Annotated in this window: 17 protein-coding genes; 6 read left to right on the top strand and 11 right to left on the bottom strand. The window is 68.4% G+C overall.

The annotated features are described in order from the left end of the window. Positions 1-15: 15 nt before the first annotated feature. Positions 16-1,518, bottom strand: a complete 1,503-nt coding sequence (locus tag JWN03_RS11670; RefSeq protein ID WP_297613729.1) for an MFS transporter — start codon at positions 1,516-1,518, stop codon at positions 16-18. Between JWN03_RS11670 and JWN03_RS11665 the strand changes: the two genes are divergently transcribed. Continuing rightward, complete coding sequence (locus JWN03_RS11665; RefSeq protein WP_297613727.1) at positions 1,483-1,770, top strand: hypothetical protein; 288 nt, start codon at positions 1,483-1,485, stop codon at positions 1,768-1,770. The two genes, JWN03_RS11670 and JWN03_RS11665, sit on opposite strands and share 36 nt — an antisense overlap. A 42-nt stretch (positions 1,771-1,812) precedes the next feature. On the opposite strand, the gene JWN03_RS11660 is transcribed toward JWN03_RS11665, so the two are convergent. The 4 genes from JWN03_RS11660 to JWN03_RS11645 form a co-directional block, all read right to left on the bottom strand. After that, positions 1,813-3,078 (bottom strand): CHAT domain-containing protein, encoded by a 1,266-nt coding sequence (locus JWN03_RS11660; protein WP_297613725.1) that lies wholly within the window; start codon positions 3,076-3,078, stop codon positions 1,813-1,815. Between the two features lie 76 nt (positions 3,079-3,154). Then, a complete protein-coding gene (locus tag JWN03_RS11655) occupies positions 3,155-4,609 on the bottom strand; it encodes a tetratricopeptide repeat protein (RefSeq protein ID WP_297613794.1) in 1,455 nt (484 codons plus the stop codon). 67 nt (positions 4,610-4,676) lie between these two features. Then, positions 4,677-5,693, bottom strand: a complete 1,017-nt coding sequence (locus JWN03_RS11650; protein WP_297613723.1) for a hypothetical protein — start codon at positions 5,691-5,693, stop codon at positions 4,677-4,679. Continuing rightward, a complete protein-coding gene (locus tag JWN03_RS11645) occupies positions 5,690-6,991 on the bottom strand; it encodes a hypothetical protein (protein WP_297613793.1) in 1,302 nt (433 codons plus the stop codon). The genes JWN03_RS11650 and JWN03_RS11645 overlap by 4 nt, the downstream gene beginning before the upstream one ends. A gap of 146 nt (positions 6,992-7,137) precedes the next feature. Here JWN03_RS11645 and JWN03_RS11640 point away from each other — a divergent pair, with 146 nt between their 5' ends. Next, positions 7,138-7,710 (top strand): lipoprotein LpqH, encoded by a 573-nt coding sequence (locus tag JWN03_RS11640; protein WP_297613721.1) that lies wholly within the window; start codon positions 7,138-7,140, stop codon positions 7,708-7,710. Between the two features lie 127 nt (positions 7,711-7,837). Next, entirely contained in the window at positions 7,838-8,626 is a 789-nt protein-coding gene (locus JWN03_RS11635; RefSeq protein WP_297613719.1) for a hypothetical protein, read from the top strand. Positions 8,627-8,699: 73 nt separating this feature from the next. Here JWN03_RS11635 and JWN03_RS11630 read toward each other — a convergent pair whose 3' ends face one another. Further along, positions 8,700-9,878, bottom strand: coding sequence for an ROK family transcriptional regulator (locus tag JWN03_RS11630; RefSeq protein WP_297613717.1), 1,179 nt, complete (start codon positions 9,876-9,878; stop codon positions 8,700-8,702). Between the two features lie 128 nt (positions 9,879-10,006). Between JWN03_RS11630 and JWN03_RS11625 the strand changes: the two genes are divergently transcribed. From JWN03_RS11625 to JWN03_RS11615, 3 genes are read left to right on the top strand one after another with little or no spacing between them, the layout of a single operon-like run. After that, entirely contained in the window at positions 10,007-11,464 is a 1,458-nt protein-coding gene (locus JWN03_RS11625) for an APC family permease (RefSeq protein ID WP_297613715.1), read from the top strand. A 56-nt stretch (positions 11,465-11,520) separates the two neighbouring features. Next, positions 11,521-12,471 carry an ROK family protein gene (locus JWN03_RS11620; protein ID WP_297613713.1) on the top strand — a complete coding sequence of 317 codons (951 nt, stop codon included), beginning with the start codon at positions 11,521-11,523 and terminating at the stop codon, positions 12,469-12,471. Continuing rightward, positions 12,468-13,505, top strand: coding sequence for an SIS domain-containing protein (locus tag JWN03_RS11615; protein ID WP_297613711.1), 1,038 nt, complete (start codon positions 12,468-12,470; stop codon positions 13,503-13,505). Before JWN03_RS11620 ends, JWN03_RS11615 begins: the two co-directional genes overlap by 4 nt. A gap of 228 nt (positions 13,506-13,733) precedes the next feature. Here the strand turns inward: JWN03_RS11615 and JWN03_RS11610 are convergent, their stop codons facing one another. The 5 genes from JWN03_RS11610 to JWN03_RS11590 are packed head-to-tail and all read right to left on the bottom strand — an operon-like array spanning position 13,734 to position 18,806. Next, on the bottom strand, positions 13,734-14,582 hold the full coding sequence (locus JWN03_RS11610; RefSeq protein WP_297613709.1) for an STM4011 family radical SAM protein: 849 nt from the start codon (positions 14,580-14,582) through the stop codon (positions 13,734-13,736). Positions 14,583-14,586: 4 nt separating this feature from the next. Continuing rightward, on the bottom strand, positions 14,587-15,912 hold the full coding sequence (locus JWN03_RS11605) for an STM4012 family radical SAM protein (RefSeq protein ID WP_297613707.1): 1,326 nt from the start codon (positions 15,910-15,912) through the stop codon (positions 14,587-14,589). Next, the gene (locus JWN03_RS11600) at positions 15,909-16,739 is read right to left on the bottom strand and encodes an STM4013/SEN3800 family hydrolase (protein ID WP_297613705.1); all 831 of its coding nucleotides are present in this window, start codon (positions 16,737-16,739) and stop codon (positions 15,909-15,911) included. Before JWN03_RS11600 ends, JWN03_RS11605 begins: the two co-directional genes overlap by 4 nt. Then, the gene (locus tag JWN03_RS11595) at positions 16,726-17,856 is read right to left on the bottom strand and encodes an STM4014 family protein (protein ID WP_297613703.1); all 1,131 of its coding nucleotides are present in this window, start codon (positions 17,854-17,856) and stop codon (positions 16,726-16,728) included. The genes JWN03_RS11600 and JWN03_RS11595 overlap by 14 nt, the downstream gene beginning before the upstream one ends. Then, complete coding sequence (locus JWN03_RS11590) at positions 17,853-18,806, bottom strand: STM4015 family protein (RefSeq protein WP_297613701.1); 954 nt, start codon at positions 18,804-18,806, stop codon at positions 17,853-17,855. The genes JWN03_RS11595 and JWN03_RS11590 overlap by 4 nt, the downstream gene beginning before the upstream one ends. Between the last annotated feature and the right edge of the window lie 133 nt (positions 18,807-18,939).

The raw sequence follows: 18,939 nt of genomic DNA, 5'->3' as shown, positions 1-18,939 counted from the left end.
CTCACAGAAATAGGCTCAGCGACGGGCAATTCCGGGCGCCCAGGCCGCAATGAGCACGGCCGCCACCAGCGCCGCGCAACCGAGGGCGACACCGGCTTGCTGGAAGCCGTGCAGGAAGGCCGTTTTGGCGAAGTCCGCGAGCGGTTGCGCCTGCGGGCCGCCGCGCTCGGCGACCTGCAGTGCGGCGGCGAGCGAATCACCGACCGGGCCGCGCGCCGACTCCGGGAGCCGGGGCAGCGCGGGCGCGATGCGCTGGGAGTATCCGGCGGCGAGCACGTTGCCGGCCACGGCAATGCCCAGCGCAGCGCCTATTTCGCGGGCCGCGTCATTGACCGCCGCGGCAACGCCGTGCTTCTCCACGGGGGTCCCCGCAACAATGGCCGCGGTGGCGGGCGCGGTGCACAGACCCATACCGGTGCTCATGATCAACAACGACCAGAGCACGCCCCAGTAGCCGCTCGACAGATTCAGCCGCGCAATGGCGAGCAGACCGATACCCACCGTCGCCAGGCCGATCAGCGTCACCCAGCGCAGCCCGAATCGGTCGGCCAGCCAGGGCGCGACGAGCGAAACCAGTATCAGCGGAACAATCATCGGCCCGAGCGCCAGCGATGAGGCGAGCGGCGAATAGCCCAGAATAAGCTGTAGGTACTGCACGACCAGCATGAACAGACCGAACGAGACCAGGAACTGCACGGCCAGAGACAGCGTGCCGCTAGCGAATCCACGATCGGCGAAAAGTCGTACATCCAGTAGCGGATGCGTGACACGCAATTCGACCAGCACGAAGGCCGCGGTAGCGACCAGACCGCCGGCCAGCAGACCGAGGACCAGCGGGTCCACCCAGCCGCGCGTAGGCACTTCCATGGCGGCCACCACAATCAACCCGACCGCGGTGGCAACGCCCATCGAACCCCACGGATCCAGCGGTGGCCGTTGCGCCGCAATGGATTCCGAGACCGTGCACCCGGCCGCCAGCAGTATCGCACCGACGGCGGTCATGGCAACGAACACCGACTGCCACGACAGCCATTGCAACAGCACGCCGGATCCGATAATCCCCAGTGCGCCACCGGATCCCGCCACACCGGCCCACACCCCCACCGCCTGTCCACGGCGCTCGTCCGGGAATCCGGCGGTGAGCAGCGACAGGGTGGACGGCATGACGAAGGCGGCACCCACCCCGGCGGCCGCCCGCGCCCCGATCAACCAGAGCGGACCGCCGATGAGCAGCGGTATCGCGGAAGCCAGTGTGAATATGGCCATTCCGATGATCAGCACCACCCGGCGGCCGAACCGGTCGCCCAGTGCGCCCGCGGGTAGCACCAGGCAGGCCAGCGCGAGGGTGTAGCCGTCGACGACCCAGGTCAGCTGCTGCCGGAGACCTGGCCACTGCGGGATCGGCTCGTCGAATTGCTCGCCCGCCAGTCCGCGCTCATCGATGAGGCGCCGATGCAGCTGACCACGCTCGCCTGGCTTGCCATGGGTACACCCGAGCCGAAAGAGGCCGCGCCCCATACCTTCACGAGCCTGCGTGATCGCGTCATCGAGCAATACCGCCAGCCTTTCGACGATCTGCTCGGCACCCCCGAGGCATACGAACAACTCGGCGATTTCGACACCACCTTCGCGCTCGCACAACTCATCGGCCCGATCGTCTTCACCAAGCTGACCGGGTTGCGCGCTTTCACCCGCGAAGATTGCACCCGATTGGTGGACGACTTCCTGCGCGCCAGATCGAGCGGCGGGGGTCACTCTCCGGGAGCATGAGCACGATCGAGGCGGACTCTCACCCGGATGAACCGACGACGGTCAGCGGGCATCCACCGTTGCGAAGGCCGCCCAGACGAGCGGCGAATGCTCGATGCCGCCGGTCTCGCGCCAGGCCGCCAAACGGGCACGCTGCCAATTATTGAGCGCTGCTACCGGATCCGGCTGCTCGTGGGCGGCATCGATGGCGCACACTGCTTCCTGCAGCGGGCGGCATTCCGGCGCTGCGCCACCCAAGCGCTGGAAGGCCAGATCGGTGGGTAGCGCCCAACGCCCGGCCGTCACCAATTCCGCACCGCCGGTGAGCATTGCGGCGACCAGGCCGAGCGCCTCACCGAAACGCAGATCACCGCCGCTCTCACACGCAATGAGCGCGACCCGGCTCGGAATCGGCCACAATTGCGGTCCGCTGCGCGGTTCGGCGGCCAGTGTGTAGGTACCGAGCAGCAGATCCCGCGCCGAGAGCGGCCGGTGATCACGCTGCGCGGGTGCGAATCCCACGATGTCGGCCGTGCACGCCAAATGCATGGTGGCCGACTCACTCTGCCCGGAGGTCGGCGGCGCCGCCGTCACATGTCCCACGTACAGCATGCGCGCCGCCCCGGCCCGCAAGACCTCGCCGAGCCACACCCGATCCACATCGGTGCGCCGGAATGCGGCGACCGGATCACTCACCTTCGGCACCAATCGATCCCGCGCCGCGAGACCGGCGACCAGCGCCGCCAGCGGCGCATCCTCATCCATCCGACCGAGCACCGATCCCAGCGCGGAATCGGCCCGGAATCCGGGCACCCGGGGATCGAGCACCGCAACTACCGGCTGCTCCCGGGTCTCCGCCCAGGACCGCGCCACCCGCGCCGGTGCGTGCACAATGCCCGGCGGCGCAAGCAGACTCACCTCGGCGATATCCACCAGCCGCAGCCCCGGATCAGGCGCCAGCAACTCCCACGGAATCTGCGCTACCCGCGGCGAGGGCTGAATCCGCAACCGCGGCCGCACCCCTCGCACATGCAGGTCATACAGCGCCACCGCCAACTGATGTGGCAGGAATGTCGCCGAAAGCACCTGCGCCAAGGCATTTTCCGCCTCGTAAGACGCCAATTCCCCACTGGTGAGCGCCGCTTCGAGCCCACCCTCCAGCCCCGGCGCAGGCAGCGCCCCCGCAAACCGCCGCACCGCCTCCTCCACCTGAGCCTCGGGAACCACCCCGATACCCCCGGGCGCATCGTGATCCACCCACCGCCACGTCAGATACAAATCCCCCGCATCCGCCATCCGCACATACGCGGTCGGCTGCTCCTCTGTCATGCCTGAACCTCCCGTCCGACAGCGGATTGCGGCGCTGCGAACTGCTCACCCGTCACGTGTAGGTATCCAGCGCCCGTCATGCCTGGACCACGCGATCGTCGCGGATGCGGCGGCCGTAGCGTTCTTCGGCGACGGATATCCAAGCGGCGAGGGCTATGTGGCCGTCGGGGGCGACCGCGACATGTGGGGGCGGGGTTACCGGGAGTCCGGCGCCGGCGGCGACCGAGGCCAGGGCGGTGCCGAGTTGGAGGGCGTCGCTCACCGGGGCGGAGCTGGCGGGGGGTGGGGCGAGCGGGTCCAGGGTGTCGAGCGGAAGACGGGGTGGGGCGGCGGAGAGGCGGTCGATGTCCAGGGTGGTTCCCGCGCAGGAGGTTTCGATGAGGTCGGCCACCAACTGTGCGTCGCCGGACAGGTAGGCGTAGCGGAAGGCCAGGCGCAGCGCCGGATCGGCCATGCGGCGGTTCCAGGTTTCGCGCTGTGCGCCGTCGGGGAGTTCGTAGCGAACCGCGTCGAGGGCGAGGGCGGCGGGGATCGCGAGGTCCACGGCCTGGGCAAGGAGGCCGGGCACGGTGTCGATGAGCGGTTCCGCCAATCCTGCGTGCCAGTAATCCAATTGGGCGCAAAGCAATCCCAGGCCGTGTTCGGCGTAGGTGCTGCGGGCGGCGGCCAGTTCGGCTTCGCCCTCCTCCAGCCGGCCGGTGGCGAAGGCGACGGTCGCCAGCCGGGTCCGCACATCGGCGGCATCCACCACCGCGCCGGATTCGTCGAATCGTTCCAGCGCCTGCCGGTATCGGGTGACGGCCAGTTCGGGCTGGTCTCGATCCTCGGCAATGAAACCCATGACCTTCCAGCCGATTCCGGCCCGGTGCGCATATCCGGACGCCTCGAAATACTCCTGCGCAGTGATCAGCAGTCGCTCCGCATCATCGAAACGGCTGGAGCGCGTGTACATCACGGCGAGATTCTGGCGAGTCTCGGCGACACCGTCGTGGTCGGCCGCGGCGTCGAAGGCGACCAGCGCCTGACCCGCGAAATCCTCCGCCAGCTCCCAGCGCCCCGTCTCGAAGTGCGCGGTCGCCAGGTTCATCAGCGAATGGCCGACCTGTCCGGGCGCGAAATGAATTGCGGCGTCGAGCGATTCATTGGCCAGCTCGATCCCGCGCGCCCACTGCTGCCGGTGCAGTGCCACCGCCGTCAATGACACCAGGCACGCGTACCGCAACTCGCCGGGCGCGGTATCGGCGCTCAGCAACTCCCGCGCCTGCTCCAGCGCCTCCTGCGCACCGTCCAGATCACCCAGTCGCTGCAATGCCTGCGACAGATTGATCAGCGCGGCCGGACGCATACGGGGCGCCTCCGGCCCCATCTGTTCCAGGGCCTCCCGAAAGCGCACCACCGCACCCGCGTGATCACCCAATTGATCTGCCACACAGGCGGAATTGACCATGGCGCACACCCGGATATCCCCGGTCTCCGTCTGCACCGCATCCTCGAAGATCCGCAGCGCCTCCCCCAGCTCACCGCGCGCCATCGCCTCGGCCCCCGCTCGCAGTACCGCAGACTCGTCGCCGGCCCCCCGGCCAGTCGTGCTCACCAACTCAGAAGTCCGAATCGTCGGCAGCCGCGGCAATCTCGGCCAGCAGCGGAGCATCGGGCGCCCCGTCGACCGAGCCCGGAACGGCAGTGCGCCGCAGGCGGCCGGCCGCGAACTCGCGAACGCGCTGCCGCAGTTCGGCCGAATCCGACTCGGGGTCGACACCGAACCCGGGAACGTGAATATCCACGCGCACAATCGGATCCGCGCCGGGCACGGCAAGATCGCCGACCCAGGCGCCACCCTCTGCGCGCAGCGCGATCTCCCCCACTCCCGCACCGGTATCGATACGCGCCCACGGCCGCAGATACGCGGGCACCTCGGCGGGCACCCCCGGCGCCACCACCACACTGACCGCCACGGTTGTCGCGCCCGCCTCGCGAACGACCTGCCAGGACACCGCCCGTTCGGACGCATCGACCAGCCCCGGCGGGCACCGCCGCCAATCCCAGCTGCCGACGCCGCGAGCCAGCACCAGCCCATTGGGTGTCTCGTCACCCGCCGCCAGCGCGTAATCCGAAGCCCGCAAACGTGTTTCGACCACCTCGGCCACTGCGGGCACGATGGCGTCCGCTCCGCCCACCAGCGACTCACACTCCAGCGTGAGTGCCGCGATCTCACGCTCCAGCAGCCCCGGATCGAGCGGCGCGATCCCATCCAGCGTCGAGGCGGGCCACCATCGAGCAGCCCAGTGCGCGTAAGCAAGTCGCCAGGCGCTCACCGCCAGCGCCGGCAATGCCGGTGCGGCCGTCGCCTCGGCGGGCTGGTCCCGATCGAGAGCGAGCGCGATCGGTGCGCCGTAGAGGGCCCACACCCATTCCTGCGCGAGCTCCACATCATCGATCACCGCCGCCGGAATCGATTGCCCCGCAAGCACACTCCAGGTCAGATAGCCGCCCGCGACCTCGAGCACCATGGTGTCCACCGCGGCCGCCGCATCGAGCACCGTCGCGGCGCCGGCGGGCACAATGCCGCTCAACCCGCCCCCGTAGCGCCGGATCTGCAATGCCGAGCCGGTCATCCCACCCTCGATTCCAGGTCATCGAGTTCGGCCGCGACAGCTGTCGCCGCCAAGGCCCGCTTCACCCGCATCCGGTGATCGAGAATCACCGAGCGCGCCACGCCGTCGAGCAGATCCCACAGCTCATCCGGCGCGTACACCGGCACTTCCCGCACATCGCGCCCGTGCAGTCGCGGCCACAGCCGGCGCAGATACGGCCGCCAGGGCACCTGGAGATCGGCCGCGATCACCGCCAGCGGTCCCGCTGTCGCATCCGCCCGCACCACCATCCTACGAGCCTGCAGTACGTACGCTTCCCGCTGCCAACGCCCATTGATCACGCGCGCGGCGCCCTCCGTCGCGACGACCCGGGATTCGTCGATGGGCCGCAGCTGTATCGCGAGCACGGTTCCCGCCGCGGCTGTGACCCGCAGCGATTCGTCCAGCAGCGCCCACGGCGCGCACGCGCGGGCGATCTCGGCGTCCACGAGCTCCGGAATCGGCGGCAGGTCGGCACGCTCGCTGGCGGCCTGCAGCACGGTGAAGACCCGTTCGTGAATGGTGCGGTCGAACGGCAGGCTCAGGCTCGATTTCGAGGCCGACTCACCCACCCGCGGCGGCTGTGGCAGCGGATGTGTGGTCAGCCCCAATTCCGCTGCCGCACCGCCGTTCTCCTCCCGCCACAGCCGAATTCCGCTGTGCGTTCCCATGGACGCCGCGACCAGATCGTCGATATCGACGTCCTTACCGGCTGCGCCGAGCCGCCCGGCCGCACAGGCGTCGAGCAGTTCGGCCAGCGCCTGTGCGTGATCGGGGGTGGCGGTGAGCGGTCGCCGCCGCCAGGCCGTGCCGATCAGCTCGCTCACCTCGCGTGCCCGTCCCGGATCGGTCAGGTACTCCTTCAATGCCTGCGTGGTGCGCCCGGCGGTCAGATCGTGGATCTCCCGCAGCGCGGCTTCGGCGGCGGCCCGGTCGCGCCCGGCGTCCGGCATGCCCGAGACGGTCGCCAGCTCGAAGCAGCGCTGGAAGTACAGGTCCTGGGCATTGCCCTCGGTAATGCGCAGCGACCGCCGGGTCTGCTTGAGCAGGTTGAACCAGGCGGCGGTGGCCCGCAGGACGTCGGCGGCGGCGTGGATGCGGGTTGCCAGCAGTACCGCCCCGTCGGCGGTCAGGATCGAGCCCGCGCACAGGGGATGCTGAACCGGGCGGATGACCAGCGGATCCAGAATCAACTTCACGGTACGGCGCAGCGGCCCGCCATTCGGCCCGCTCAAGGCTTCGACGCCGGCGAGCCGGCGCCAGACCTCATCAAGCACCATTGCCCGCGGCTGTCGCATTCGCCCAGGTTAGCGGAGTTTCCCCGACTCTCGCTCGGTGAAACTTGGTATCGGTAGGGCAGGGGGTGCTTCCTACGGTTCTCTCATCGGCTCCGACAGCGAACCGAACCAGAGAACAAGGAACCACCATGAACACCAAGTCGATTCGCCTGACCACCGCCGCCCTCGCCGCGACCGCCGCCACCGCATTGCTGGTCACCGGTTGCAGTAGCAACTCCAGCAGCTCACCCTCCTCCTCGGCGGCCCCCACCACTTCGGCCTCCGCCGCCTCCTCGGCTTCCTCGGCCGCACCGGGCACCGCCGCTCCCGCCGGAAAGTCGAGCGCCTCCGTCGACGGCAACGCCCTCACCGCCAACTTCACCACCACCTGCGCCAAGCAGGGCGGCACGCTGGCCCTGGCCCTGACCGACACCGGGAATTCCACCTACGGCCAGCTCAGCGTGAGCGCCGCCATCGTCGGCGACAATACGGTGCAGGCGGTCGGCATCGCCGGCTCCAAGGGCGGACAGAACGGTATGCCGTACGCGGTCGGCTACGGCAATGGCGCGCCCGGCGGCACCGCCACGGTCACCAAGAGCGGCAATACCTATCACGTCACCGGTGAGGGCGTCGGCGCACCCGATCTCACCAATCCGACTGCCGGAGTCAAGAACTCGAAGTTCGACATCACCTTCGCCTGCTCCAGCATCGTCGGCGGCTGAGCCCTCCGCCTTCCCCGCGATGGCGGAGCCGCCTCCCCGCGACGGCGATTCCACCCGCCCCGCTCATGCCGCGCCCGGCATGAGCGGGACTCATACTCCCTGCCCCGCAATTGATTTCGAGGAAATCATGAAGACCCAGATCCGTATCGCCGCCGCCGCTTTCCTGGTGCTGTCCATCGCCTACTACCTGTGGCACGGCCTCACCTCCGATGACTTCCTCCCCTGGGTCGGCTGGCAGATGGGGCTGCTGATCGCCGCCGGCACCCTCGCCCCCATTGCCTTCGCCTTCACCGGCGACGGCATTCTGACCGCCCTGACCGGTAATAACAGCTCCGAATTCCGCCACGGCCCGATCGGCCTCGGCACCGTCGAATCGGTCCGCAATACCGGAGTCTCCCTCAATGAGCAGCCGCAGGTGCGCATCGACTTCCGCGTCGAGGGCATCGACGGCAAGACCTTCCCCGCCTACGCCAAGATGATCGTGCCGTTCACCGAACTGGCCCTGCTGCGCACCGGTGTGGTGTTGCCCGTCCGCTACCTGCCCGACCGCCCCGGCCGGGTGGAGGTCGATCTCTCCGGCGACAGCAGCGCGGCGCAGGACGCCATGAACCAGGCCATGATTCGCAAGGGCATCACCACCGAGGCCAAGCTGAATATCGCCCGCAACGGCATCCCCGCCCAGGCGGTCGTCCGCTCGCTCTCGGTTCCCGGCGAAATCCGCGACGGCCACCCCCGCCTGGATCTCGTGCTGATCGTCACCCGCCCCAACGGCAGCACCTTCGAGGCGCGCACCGAAAAGTTCCTCCCGCCAACCCAGGTCGGCCTCGTCCAGATCGGCCGGGTGGTGCAGGTGCACTACCTGCCCCAGAACGAGCAGGACCTCGTCATCTCCCTGCCCGTCAATACCGGCGCCTGACGCCGGTGCCGCCGAAAAGCACTACGCCGCAGGCCGAGAGCCTGCGGCGTTCCTGCGTTTCGGCCACCGGCCGTCAGTGCCCTGTTCGCCGGTCGAACACCTGGGGGCGAGCAACGCGCAGTGCGGTGGCAATAGCCCCCAAAAGCACTGCGTCATCACCCAATTCGCTCGACGCCACCTGTGGGCGCAGCGGCGTGGATCGAGCCAGAGCCTCGCGGACCTGGTCCAGGTACAGGTCGGCGCTGTGGCCGAGCCCGCCGCCCAGAGCGATCACATCCGGGTCGAGTACCGCCGTGACTGCGGCAACGACCAGGGCGACGCGTTCGCCTTCCTGCCGAACGACATTCGCCGCGATCGGGTGTCCCGCGCGGGCCTGTTCGAAGACGCGTTTGGCGGTGAGGCGGCCCGTCATCCCCTGCGCCCGGGCGGCGCGCACAACAGCCTCCGCCGAGACCGCCTCCTCCAGCGCACCCCGGCGTGGCGGATCCGCTTCCGGCACCCCGAAAGTTGTCGGCAGGAAACCGACTTCACCTGCCGCACCGTGCGCGCCGGTGAACAGTTCACCCTGCGACACGATGCCGACGCCGAGGCCGGTGCCGATCAGCACGTAGACGAACAACCGGCTGCCGCGACCCACCCCGAACACGTATTCGCCCAGGGCCGCCAGGTTCGCGTCATTGTGCACCGAGAGATCCGGCCCGCCGAGCCGCTGCCGGATGGTGTCGAGCAGTCCGGCACGACCCCAGCCGGGCAGGTTCACCGCGAAGTGCATGCGGCCGTCCTCCGGATCGAAGACGCCGGGGCTGCCGAGCGCCGCGTGGATCACCTGATCGGCCGTGACGTTCGCAGCGGCCAGCACCTCTTCGGCGGCCTGCACCGCGATATCGGCAACGGCGGTCGCGGTGCGCGCCCTATTGGCAATATCGGTGCGCGCGAGCACTTTTCCCGACATGTCGGCGACGGCGGCGCGGAGGTTGGCGCGGCCGATATCGATGCCGAGCACATAACCGGCGGTCGGATCGGGCTCGTAGAGCACCGCGGTCCGGCCACGTTCGGGCGACACCGTCCCCCTCTCCCGGACCAGCCCGCTCTGCTGCAGCGCGGCAAGGGCACTGGACACCGTGGGCTTGGAAAGCCCCGTGTCCCTCGCGAGTTGGGCACGGCTCGACGGGCCCGCGGTGCGCAGCTCTTCGAGCAGGAGCCATTCGTTATTGCTGCGCAGGCGTTGCCGGTTCCAGGGGACTTCGTCCATCGCCTTCCATTTCTCGCTCGGGTTGCCGACCCAACTCTAGGCAGTCGAATCTTGATGACCTCTTGACGCCAATAGTAAAGGAATTTAACTTTACTAAACCACTCGCTCCGCTCCCACCGGAGGAACACATGTCCGGTCCCCGCCAACTCCCCCGAAGAATCGGCCTGTTCCAGGCCACCGCCATCAATATGAGCCAGATGGTCGGCATCGGCCCGTTCGTCACCATCCCGCTGATGGTCGCGGCCTTCGGCGGCCCGCAAGCCGTCATCGGCTGGGTCGCCGGCGCGGTACTGGCCCTCGTCGACGGCCTGATCTGGGCCGAGCTCGGCGCCGCGCTGCCCGGCGCCGGCGGCACCTACGTCTATCTGCGTGAGGCGTTCCAGTACCGCACCGGGCGGCTCATGCCGTTCCTGTTCGTCTGGACCGCAATGCTTTTCATCCCGCTCATCATGTCCACGGGCGTGCAGGGCCTGGTCCAATACCTCGGCTACCTGTGGCCGTCCATGAGCACCGGCCAGGGCGATCTGGTCGGCATCGCGGTGGTCGTCGCGGTCGTGCTGCTGCTGTGGCGACGCGTCGAGAGCATCGGCAAGATCACCGTCGTCATGTGGACGATCATGATCATCTCGGTGGGCGCGGTCATTCTGGCCTCGTTCACGCACTTCCACCCCGACCTGGCCTTCACCTGGCCGGCGCACGCCGTCGAACTCGGCCACGGCAGCTTCTGGCTGGGCTTCGCCTCCGGCCTGACCATCGGCATCTACGACTACCTCGGCTACAACACCAGCGCCTACCTCGGCGCGGAGGTCAAGAATCCGGGCCGGGTGCTGCCGCGGTCCATCGTGTTCGCCATTGCCGGCGTCATGGTCGTCTACCTGCTCATGCAGATCGGTGTACTGGGCGTCACGCACTGGCAGGACATGCTCGATCCGAACAATGTTGCCTCACAATCGGTTGCCTCGGCGGTACTGGAATCCACCATGGGCAAGGGCGCGGCCCAGGTGGTCACCGCGCTCATCCTGATCACGGCCTTCGCCTCGATCTTCACCGGACTGCTCGGCGGCTCCCGCGTGCCTTTCAATGCGGCACACGACCGAGTGTTCTTCCGCTCCTTCGGAAAGCTGCATCCCAAGCACGAGTTCCCGGTCCTCGGGCTGCTGGCCATGGGTGTGGTGACCGCGGGCGGGTTCCTGCTGGCCCGCCATATCGGAACCAGCACCGCACACCCACCGCTGACGGTGCTGATCTCGCTGCTCACCACGGTCATGGTGATCGTCCAGGCCTTCGCGCAGATCGCCGCCGTCATCGTATTGCGCCGCCGCCAGCCGGATCTCCCCCGGCCCTACCGCATGTTCCTCTATCCGCTGCCCGCGATCGTCGCCGCGATCGGCTGGCTGGTCATCTACGGCTATGCCGACAAGTCGAATCCGGGCGTGCACCCCATCGAATGGTCGCTGGTATGGGTCGCACTGGGCATTGTCGCCTTCGCCGTCTGGGCCCGCGTCGAACACGTCTGGCCGTTCGGCCCCAAGGACATTAGAGAGGAGTACCGCAACACCGAACCCGCCGACGCCGTCGCCGACTGACCCGTTCCCGCCGGGCCGACGCACTCGCGCGGCCCGGCCGACTCCGAGGACTCCGCATGCATGAAGCCAGCGAATTCGCCGTCATAGGCGTCGATTTCGGCGGCACCAAGACCGCGATAGCCCTCGCCGACGCCCACGGCGCGGTGCTGGAGCGGGTGCGCCTGGACACTCGCACCGATCTCGGTCCCGACCACATCCTGGCCCGCACCGCCGAATCCGTGCGCCGACTCGAGCAGGCCGCGCGTGAGGGGCTCGGTCTGCCGGTTACCGGATGGGCGGCGGTGTGCCCGGGCGTGATCCGGGCCGACGGCATTCAGCTCACCCCCAACCTGCCCGGTTGGGAGAAGCTGGCGCTGTCGGCCCGGCTCGCCGCCGAATTCGGGGTGGCCGAAGTACGGGTGGCCAATGATGTGCGGGCGGCGGCGCTGGCCGAGGTCAGGTTCGGGGCGCTGCGCGGCATCGACACCGGGATCTATGTCAGCCTCGGCACCGGGATCGCGGCCGCGCTGATCGTCGGCGGACAGGTGGTGCCCGGAGCACATCAGGCAGCCGGTGAAATCGGTTATATGAACCCGGGTTTCGCGCGAGTCGGAGCAGTCGCCGCCGGTCGCGCACCCTTGGAGGAGTACATCGCCGGGCGTGGGCTGGCCCAGCGGGCCTCGGCCGCGCTCGGCTCGGAGATCACCAGCGAACAGCTGTTCCGGCGCACCGATCCCGAGGCGCGAAAACTGGTGCGGCACATGCTGGAAACCCTCGCCACCGCCCTGGGCAATCTGGCGGCGCTGGTCGACCCGGCACGGATAGTCATCGGCGGCGGCATGATGGCCGCCGCCGATGTCATCCTGCCGCCGCTCACCGATCTGGTGGCCTCCGCCACCGCGTTTCCGCCCGAGATCCGGGCGGCCCACTTCCTGGCGGACGCATCCCTGCACGGGGCCGTCACGCTGGCCCTCACCGCCGAAATCACCACGCCACCAACCCCATTGACCACCGGAGGACCCCGATGAATCCCACCCGGCTCGGCCGCCTGATGGACGCCGAGATGCGCCAGCAGCCCGCGGTGCTGGCGGCCTTGGCCGATCGCTTCGCCGATATCGGCGGGCAGGTCGCCGCACTCTTCGGCGCCGGCGGACCCGCCGGTGTCGCGTTCCTGGCCCGCGGCTCGTCGGACCATGCGGCGCTGCTCGGCCGGTACGCCGTAGAACTGCAGACCGGGTTGCCCACCTGTCTGGTCGCACCCAGCCTGGCGACCGCCTACGGCCGTGAGCCCGACGGCTTCCGGGGCTGGCTGCTCATCGCGCTGTCGCAGTCCGGCCGCACACCGGAGATCGTCGACCTGACCCGGCGCTATGCGGCTGTCGGAGCGCGGGTCGTCGCGGTCACCAATGACCCGGACTCCGCACTGGCTCGGACCGCGCACTACACCGTGGGACTCGAGGCCGGGCCGGAGCGTGCGGTTCCGGCCACCAAGACCGTCACCAGCCAGATGCTCGCCGTGCTCGCCCTGGCCTCCGGTCTCGGTACGGGCGGCGTGACCGCCCGGCAGGCTGCCGAATTGCCCACCGCCGCAGCCCAACTCCTCGTAGACACGGCCGGTGTGGACCGTGCCGCGGCCCTTCTCGCCACTGTCGACCGCCTCGCCGTCGTCGGCCGAAGCGCCTGCTACCCAGCCGCATTGGAGACAGCCCTCAAACTCCAGGAAACCACCGGCCTGATGGCACACGGCTTCTCCACCGCCGACTTCCGCCACGGCCCGATCGCCGTCACCGGCCCCGGCACCCCCGCCGTCCTCCTCGCCGGCTCCGGCCCCGCCGACACCGACACCCTCGACCTCCGCTACCCCCTCACCGCCCGCTACGCCCAGATCGTCTTGGCAGGTACCGCACCCGAAGCCACCGTCACCTGGCCCGCTCTGGGTCACCTCGGCGAATGCCTACTGGCAACCATCCGCGGCCAGCAACTCGCCCTAGCGGTCTCCCGCGCACTCGGCATCGATGCCGATCATCCGACAGGCCTCGCCAAAGTGACCCTGACCCACTGAACCAGCAGCACAGTGAATTCGGGGTCGGCGCGGACCGCACCCCAGCCCAACCCGCCACCCGCGGGCGCATTCGCCCGATTCACTCATCGAGTGGGCTCTCATGGTGGCCGCTCGCGGCGTGTCGCCACCAGGAGAGCCCACTCGATGCGGCGCTCTGCTGGTTGGTGGGTGAGGGGGTAGGACTGGTGGTTTCGTGCCAATTCGCATGAACGCGGGGGTGTTCGGGGGTCAGGGGATTTTTTGGGGGATTCGTTCCAGGACTCCGCCGGCGAAGACGTCGTAGAGGGGCAGGGTTTCGAGGTGGACGTAGCCGATGTGGCAGTCGCACAGGGCTAGTGGGCAGGCGCGGGGGGTCAGGGCTGCGCGGTAGGAGCCGTCGTAGAGGTTGCCCAGTTCGGTGCGGACGAAGTGGCAGCGGCGGACGGTGCCGTCACCATCGACGGAGATGACCGATTCTCCGGTGCGGCAGGGCATTCCCGCTGAGGCGTGCGGGTGTCGACTGTAGTCGAAGAGGGGGTCCAGCGCGAGCCAGTCGGCGGACTCCTGCCCCGAAAGCTGGTGTCCCTCCGGCGCGTTCACCCAGAGGTAGACGTGGCCGGGCAGGTCGGCGCGCAGGCGGCGGGCCGCTTCCAGGTGTTCCGGGAAGCCCACCACGCCGACGCTGAAACGGATACCCAGGCGTTCGAGGTCGGCGATTTTGGTGGTGAAGCGGTCGTATGGCGTTTGGCCGGGGTGGTAGGTACACCACAGCGCCAGGGTGTCGGGGTCGGCGTCGGCGAGCCAGTCGGTGCGGCAGCTCAGATTGGTCTGGATGGCTACCCGGGCGACATTCGGCAGGTGTGAGAGTTCGGTCAGGGTGCGCCGGTACCAGGAGCGGACCAGGCCCTCACCCCACGGTGTGAACAGGATCGACAGGCGGTCATCGTGCTGCTGCGCGACCCAGGCGGCGAACCGTTCGAGGGCCGCGCGGTCGGCGCGCAACTGCTCGCGGCTGTCACGGCGCTTGGCGAAAGGGCAGTACGGGCAGTCGTAATCGCAAGAGGCCAGCGGGCCGCGGTAGAGGATGGTCAGGTCCATGGACTCACTTCGGTTCGTAGGCCGCCATGGCGGCGTGCACCGCGGGCGAGAAGAGCCTGGGGCCCAGGGCATCCGAGTAGGCGAGACCCTCCGGGGTGAGGCGGAGCAGATCCGATCCCGAATCCAGCCAACCTGATTCGGTGAATTCGTGTAGCTCCGCGGCGAAGTGCTCGGCCGGATGCGCGCCGAAACGCGTGCGATAGGCCGCGACGTCCATGCCCTCGGCCTGCAGCAGCGATTGCAGCAGATGGCGGCGGCGGGCCTCGTCCTCATCGATGCGGCGACCGACCTCGGCGCGGCTGAAATCGACTGTCCGCGTGTAGGTATCGATAATGCCGCGAACCTCGCGGGTCTCGACCGCGTAGTCGAACGAATAGTGCAGACCGGCGGTGTACGAACGCGCACCGCAACCCAGGCCGATCATGCCGTCGGTCTGGCACACGTAGTCGCCGGGTCCGGCGCTCGCGGAACCGCTTCGGCGGAACATGCGCATGGAGGTCTGCTCGTAGCCGTGCGCGAGGAGATGATCGCGGCCGAAGGCATACAGCCGTAGTCGCTGCTCATCCCAGTCGGCGTCCGCGTCGCGCCTGCTCAACCCCGTCAGCGGCCGCACATACAGCGGGTACAGGTAGAGCTCCTCGGGCTGCCAGGTCAGCGCCGCATCCAGTGAGGTGCGCCAAGTCCGTTCCGTCTGCCCGTCGATGCCGTAGATCAGATCGATATTCAAGATCGGAATCCGGGCTGCCCGAATATTTTCGAGCGCGGCCTCGACCTCCGCCCGGCGCTGCGGCCGCACCGCCGCACGGGCCTCGGCATCGACGAAACTCTGCACGCCGATGCTCACCCGGGTGGCGCCGCGCTCGGCCAGCACCGCGAGTCGATCCGCCGTAGCCGTCGCCGGAGAAGTCTCGACAGAGAGTGGAATAGCACGCAGATCCGCACCCATGTGCTGCTCGGCGATATCGCAGAGCCGCTCCAACTCCGCGGCCGAGAGATAGGTGGGGGTGCCACCGCCGAAGGCTGCCGCCGCGAACCGGACCGGACCGTCATCGCCCAGGGCCGCGCGCACCGCCAAGACTTGCCGCTCGAGTGCGTCCAAGTAGCGGCTGGTCAGGTCATCGGGTGCGCCGACACGGGTGAACAGATTGCAGAAGCCGCAACGGTATTCGCAGAACGGAATGTGCGCGTAGAGCGAGAGCGCATCCTTGGGCTCGCGCGCCCACAGCTCGCTCAAAAGCGGACTGTCCGCGCCGAGCGGCCGGTACGCCGTCTTGTGCGGATAGCCGTAGACATAGTTCTGATACGGGCGCGGTCGGGTGATCGTGCTCATGCAGTGGCCTCGAGAAAGAACTGGGCGTAGGGGACTGTCCAAACGGCTTCGTGTCCGAGCCGATGTCCGGTGAAACCGTCGTCGCCGTAGGCGGTTCCGTGATCCGAGCAGACAATGGCGAAGCAGCGGCGACGGCTACCGGCAGCGGCGAACAGCCGGCCGATATGCCGATCCACGTACTCCAGTGCGGCGGCATGGGTTTCGCGGGAGTCCCCCGCATCCTTGGTCGCGCCCGGCAAATGGAACCAATTGGGCTGGTGTAGCGCGGACACATTGACGAACAGGAAAAGCCTGCGGTCCTGCGGTAGTCCGGCAATCACCTGCTCGGCGCGCTCGATCTGCACCTCGAAGGAGGTCGGTGAAGCGACGGAAAACTCTGCCTCCCAATGACTTTCCTGGAACATGCCCGGCAGTACCGAGCCCAGCGCACCCTGCTTATTGAAGAACCCGACACCGCCGAGGCATACCGTGCGATACCCCGCCGCAGCCAAGGCGGAGACGAGATCCGGAGTGTCGTAGACGAAGGTGCGCCCCGCTGTTGTCTCGCTGCCCGCGAATCGGGAGGCAAACAATCGTGGGTGCGGACCGGGCCTCGCGGGTGTCGGCAGGAAGCCGGCGAATATTGCCTGATGCGAGGCATAGGTGAAACTGCCTGGCGCATGGCGTTTCTCCCACCCGCCGGGCAGATGGCGCGCCAGATTCGGTAACCGGCCCGCCGCGAGCAGCTCGGCGGCCACATCGAAACGCAGCGTATCGAGGGTGACCAGCAGCAGATCGTCGCGGCCGATCACCTCGTTCATATCCGGCTGCGCGCTATGCGTTGACATGGTGCTCGTTCCTGGCTCGACGGACTATGGCGGCGACCTGCGCATCGTAGGTGTCGCCGTGCTCCGCGCCGCTGCCGTCCAGTCCACGGAGGCCGGGCAGCAGGTCGCCGAAGGCATTCACCTCGCCGATTGCGAAACGCCGCCAGCCGATTCCGGGCAGGACGTCCACACCGACCCGGGAGAAGCGCGGGAAGCAGGCAGCGGCCCGTTCACACAGTGCGAGCATCTCGGCCCAGCTGCCGCCCGCTGTCTCGATGGCAGCGCGAGCCGCGGCGAGATCGCCGCGGGCTCCGCCGAGATGCAGGTTCGTCATGGGCGAAAGACTGGTGCGCACAACGGCATGCGTGGCCGTGCCGTCCACGACCACCACGCGGAAGTCGGCGCTGCGGCCGTCCTGAGCAGCCTTCGGCAGCCAGCGTTCTAGGTGCAGGCCGTCCGGTGCGAGGGTGTCGACAATGGCGGCGACCTCCGATTCGGTGCTGTATCGCCGCACCCGCAGCGAGTTGAAAAGCCTGCCCAGCGCGTCACGCTGCACCGACGTACTGGCCTGCACCCGGCCACCACTCGCCGTCTCGACGGCCAGCACGCCGGAAGCCGAGGAACCGTGCGCCGGTTTGACGAACACCCGACTCAATCCCGCTTCGGCCATGAGGCTGCGCGCATGGTCCCAGCCGCGCACCGGCGTCGATACACCCGAGGTCGGCGAGAACGGTACGGCGACACCCGCATTCCGCAGCACCTCGTGGCACCTGCGCTTGTCGAAGAGCACCTCGAGGTCGCACGGGTCGTCGAGAAGTATTGCGCCGCACACGGACACCTGCACGGCAACCCTCCGGGCGGCTGCAGTGAAGCGCTTGTACCAGAGCGCCGTGCCCTCCACCCGCGTCGAATCGGTGACACCGCGCAGCGCCAGCTCGAGCTCCGGATCCTCACCCGGTGAATCGAGGCGAACCAGCTCACCGGCGTGGAACTCGGCGCGACCGGCCAGCACCTCGGCCCAGCCGACCACGCGAGCCTTGGGTAGTCCCTTCCGGCGCACCGCATCCTGGAACAGCGCTACCCGGCGATTGCCCGGATTGCCGACGATCGCGATCCGGGGTGCGCGCGGAATGGTCACTCCGAGACGGCGGTGTAGCGACGATCCTCCGGATCTTCCGCTTCGTCCTCGACCTCGGCATCCGAGAGATCCAGCACAACACCCGCCGGTTCCAGCGCCGCGATCAGCCGCTTCTGCATCTCCGGGCCGATGAAGTGATGGTGCAGATCGAGCTTGCGCAGGTGCGTGAGCGGCTGCCCGGCGAGCAGCGCTTCGGCGCCCTCATTGCCGAGCGTGCCCATCGATAGGTCCAGCGTGGTCAGGCGCGCCACCACCGGCGCACCCGCGACGGCGGCGGCGATCTCGTCCTGAATCTCGCTGTTGCGCAGGGCCAGATGCGTCAGGCGCGGAAATTTCGCGCCGGAGAGAATGGGCTCCAGATCTGCGACGGTGGCGGTGCCGCCGTACCAGGAGACACCGAGCCAGATATCGAGGGTTTCCAGGGCGGGCAGTTCGCTCGCGCCGACACCCTGCACCACTTCGGCGCCCAGACCGCCGGCCTGCACGGACAGATTGCGCAGCGCGGTATGTGTAAGGGCCGGGAACGCCAGCTGTTCACCACCGCGCACGCCGAACTCCTCCAGCTCCGGAAAGCTTGCGAGCAGCGGCGATACATCGGACTGGTGGATCCAGGAGATCTCGTTCTCCTCGTAGGTGATATCGCCGAGGAAGATGCCGCGCAGCGCGCGCAGCCGATCCTTCGCCTCGATCAACGCGGCGATGATCGGCGCGGAGTCCTCGTCGGACTCACCCCAGGAGCCGATGACCAGTGCCCGAACCTGCGTGCTGTCAACCGTTTCGAGAAAACGCGCGAACGCCTCCGGCCAGGTCTCCGCGGAGTCGCCGTACGGTTCGATCGCTATACGCCAGGCCACGGTCTCCGGCGGCGGCAGCGTCACTTTCCTGGCGATGTCGGGGAATTCGAACACGGGCAGTCCGTGGAACTCCTGCAGGTGGTCGGAAATTGCCATATCGCGTGCTCCCCCGCCAAGGCTGTGGGTGGTCTGATGTGCCAGCCAGTTCTATCAAGTCCGTCCGACAGGCCGGGGCGCGGGCGGTGAACACTGCCGGGCCGGCGCGAATTGTCGTACCCCACCGCTACTT

The organism is Nocardia sp. (assembly GCF_025465275.1).
Classification (GTDB): domain Bacteria; phylum Actinomycetota; class Actinomycetes; order Mycobacteriales; family Mycobacteriaceae; genus Nocardia.
Note: the sequence above shows the minus strand (reverse complement) of the source record. Positions and strands in the feature narration are given on the sequence as shown.

What these genes read in the sequence shown, in the direction of transcription:
- JWN03_RS11665 (WP_297613727.1), top strand. Translation starts at nt 1,483, where the DNA reads ATGGGTACACCCGAGCCGAAAGAGGCCGCGCCCCATACCTTCACGAGC.
- JWN03_RS11670 (WP_297613729.1), bottom strand. Translation starts at nt 1,518, where the DNA reads ATGGGGCGCGGCCTCTTTCGGCTCGGGTGTACCCATGGCAAGCCAGGC.
- JWN03_RS11660 (WP_297613725.1), bottom strand. Translation starts at nt 3,078, where the DNA reads ATGACAGAGGAGCAGCCGACCGCGTATGTGCGGATGGCGGATGCGGGG.
- JWN03_RS11655 (WP_297613794.1), bottom strand. Translation starts at nt 4,609, where the DNA reads ATGGCGCGCGGTGAGCTGGGGGAGGCGCTGCGGATCTTCGAGGATGCG.
- JWN03_RS11650 (WP_297613723.1), bottom strand. Translation starts at nt 5,693, where the DNA reads ATGACCGGCTCGGCATTGCAGATCCGGCGCTACGGGGGCGGGTTGAGC.
- JWN03_RS11645 (WP_297613793.1), bottom strand. Translation starts at nt 6,991, where the DNA reads ATGGTGCTTGATGAGGTCTGGCGCCGGCTCGCCGGCGTCGAAGCCTTG.
- JWN03_RS11640 (WP_297613721.1), top strand. Translation starts at nt 7,138, where the DNA reads ATGAACACCAAGTCGATTCGCCTGACCACCGCCGCCCTCGCCGCGACC.
- JWN03_RS11635 (WP_297613719.1), top strand. Translation starts at nt 7,838, where the DNA reads ATGAAGACCCAGATCCGTATCGCCGCCGCCGCTTTCCTGGTGCTGTCC.
- JWN03_RS11630 (WP_297613717.1), bottom strand. Translation starts at nt 9,878, where the DNA reads ATGGACGAAGTCCCCTGGAACCGGCAACGCCTGCGCAGCAATAACGAA.
- JWN03_RS11625 (WP_297613715.1), top strand. Translation starts at nt 10,007, where the DNA reads ATGTCCGGTCCCCGCCAACTCCCCCGAAGAATCGGCCTGTTCCAGGCC.
- JWN03_RS11620 (WP_297613713.1), top strand. Translation starts at nt 11,521, where the DNA reads ATGCATGAAGCCAGCGAATTCGCCGTCATAGGCGTCGATTTCGGCGGC.
- JWN03_RS11615 (WP_297613711.1), top strand. Translation starts at nt 12,468, where the DNA reads ATGAATCCCACCCGGCTCGGCCGCCTGATGGACGCCGAGATGCGCCAG.
- JWN03_RS11610 (WP_297613709.1), bottom strand. Translation starts at nt 14,582, where the DNA reads ATGGACCTGACCATCCTCTACCGCGGCCCGCTGGCCTCTTGCGATTAC.
- JWN03_RS11605 (WP_297613707.1), bottom strand. Translation starts at nt 15,912, where the DNA reads ATGAGCACGATCACCCGACCGCGCCCGTATCAGAACTATGTCTACGGC.
- JWN03_RS11600 (WP_297613705.1), bottom strand. Translation starts at nt 16,739, where the DNA reads ATGTCAACGCATAGCGCGCAGCCGGATATGAACGAGGTGATCGGCCGC.
- JWN03_RS11590 (WP_297613701.1), bottom strand. Translation starts at nt 18,806, where the DNA reads ATGGCAATTTCCGACCACCTGCAGGAGTTCCACGGACTGCCCGTGTTC.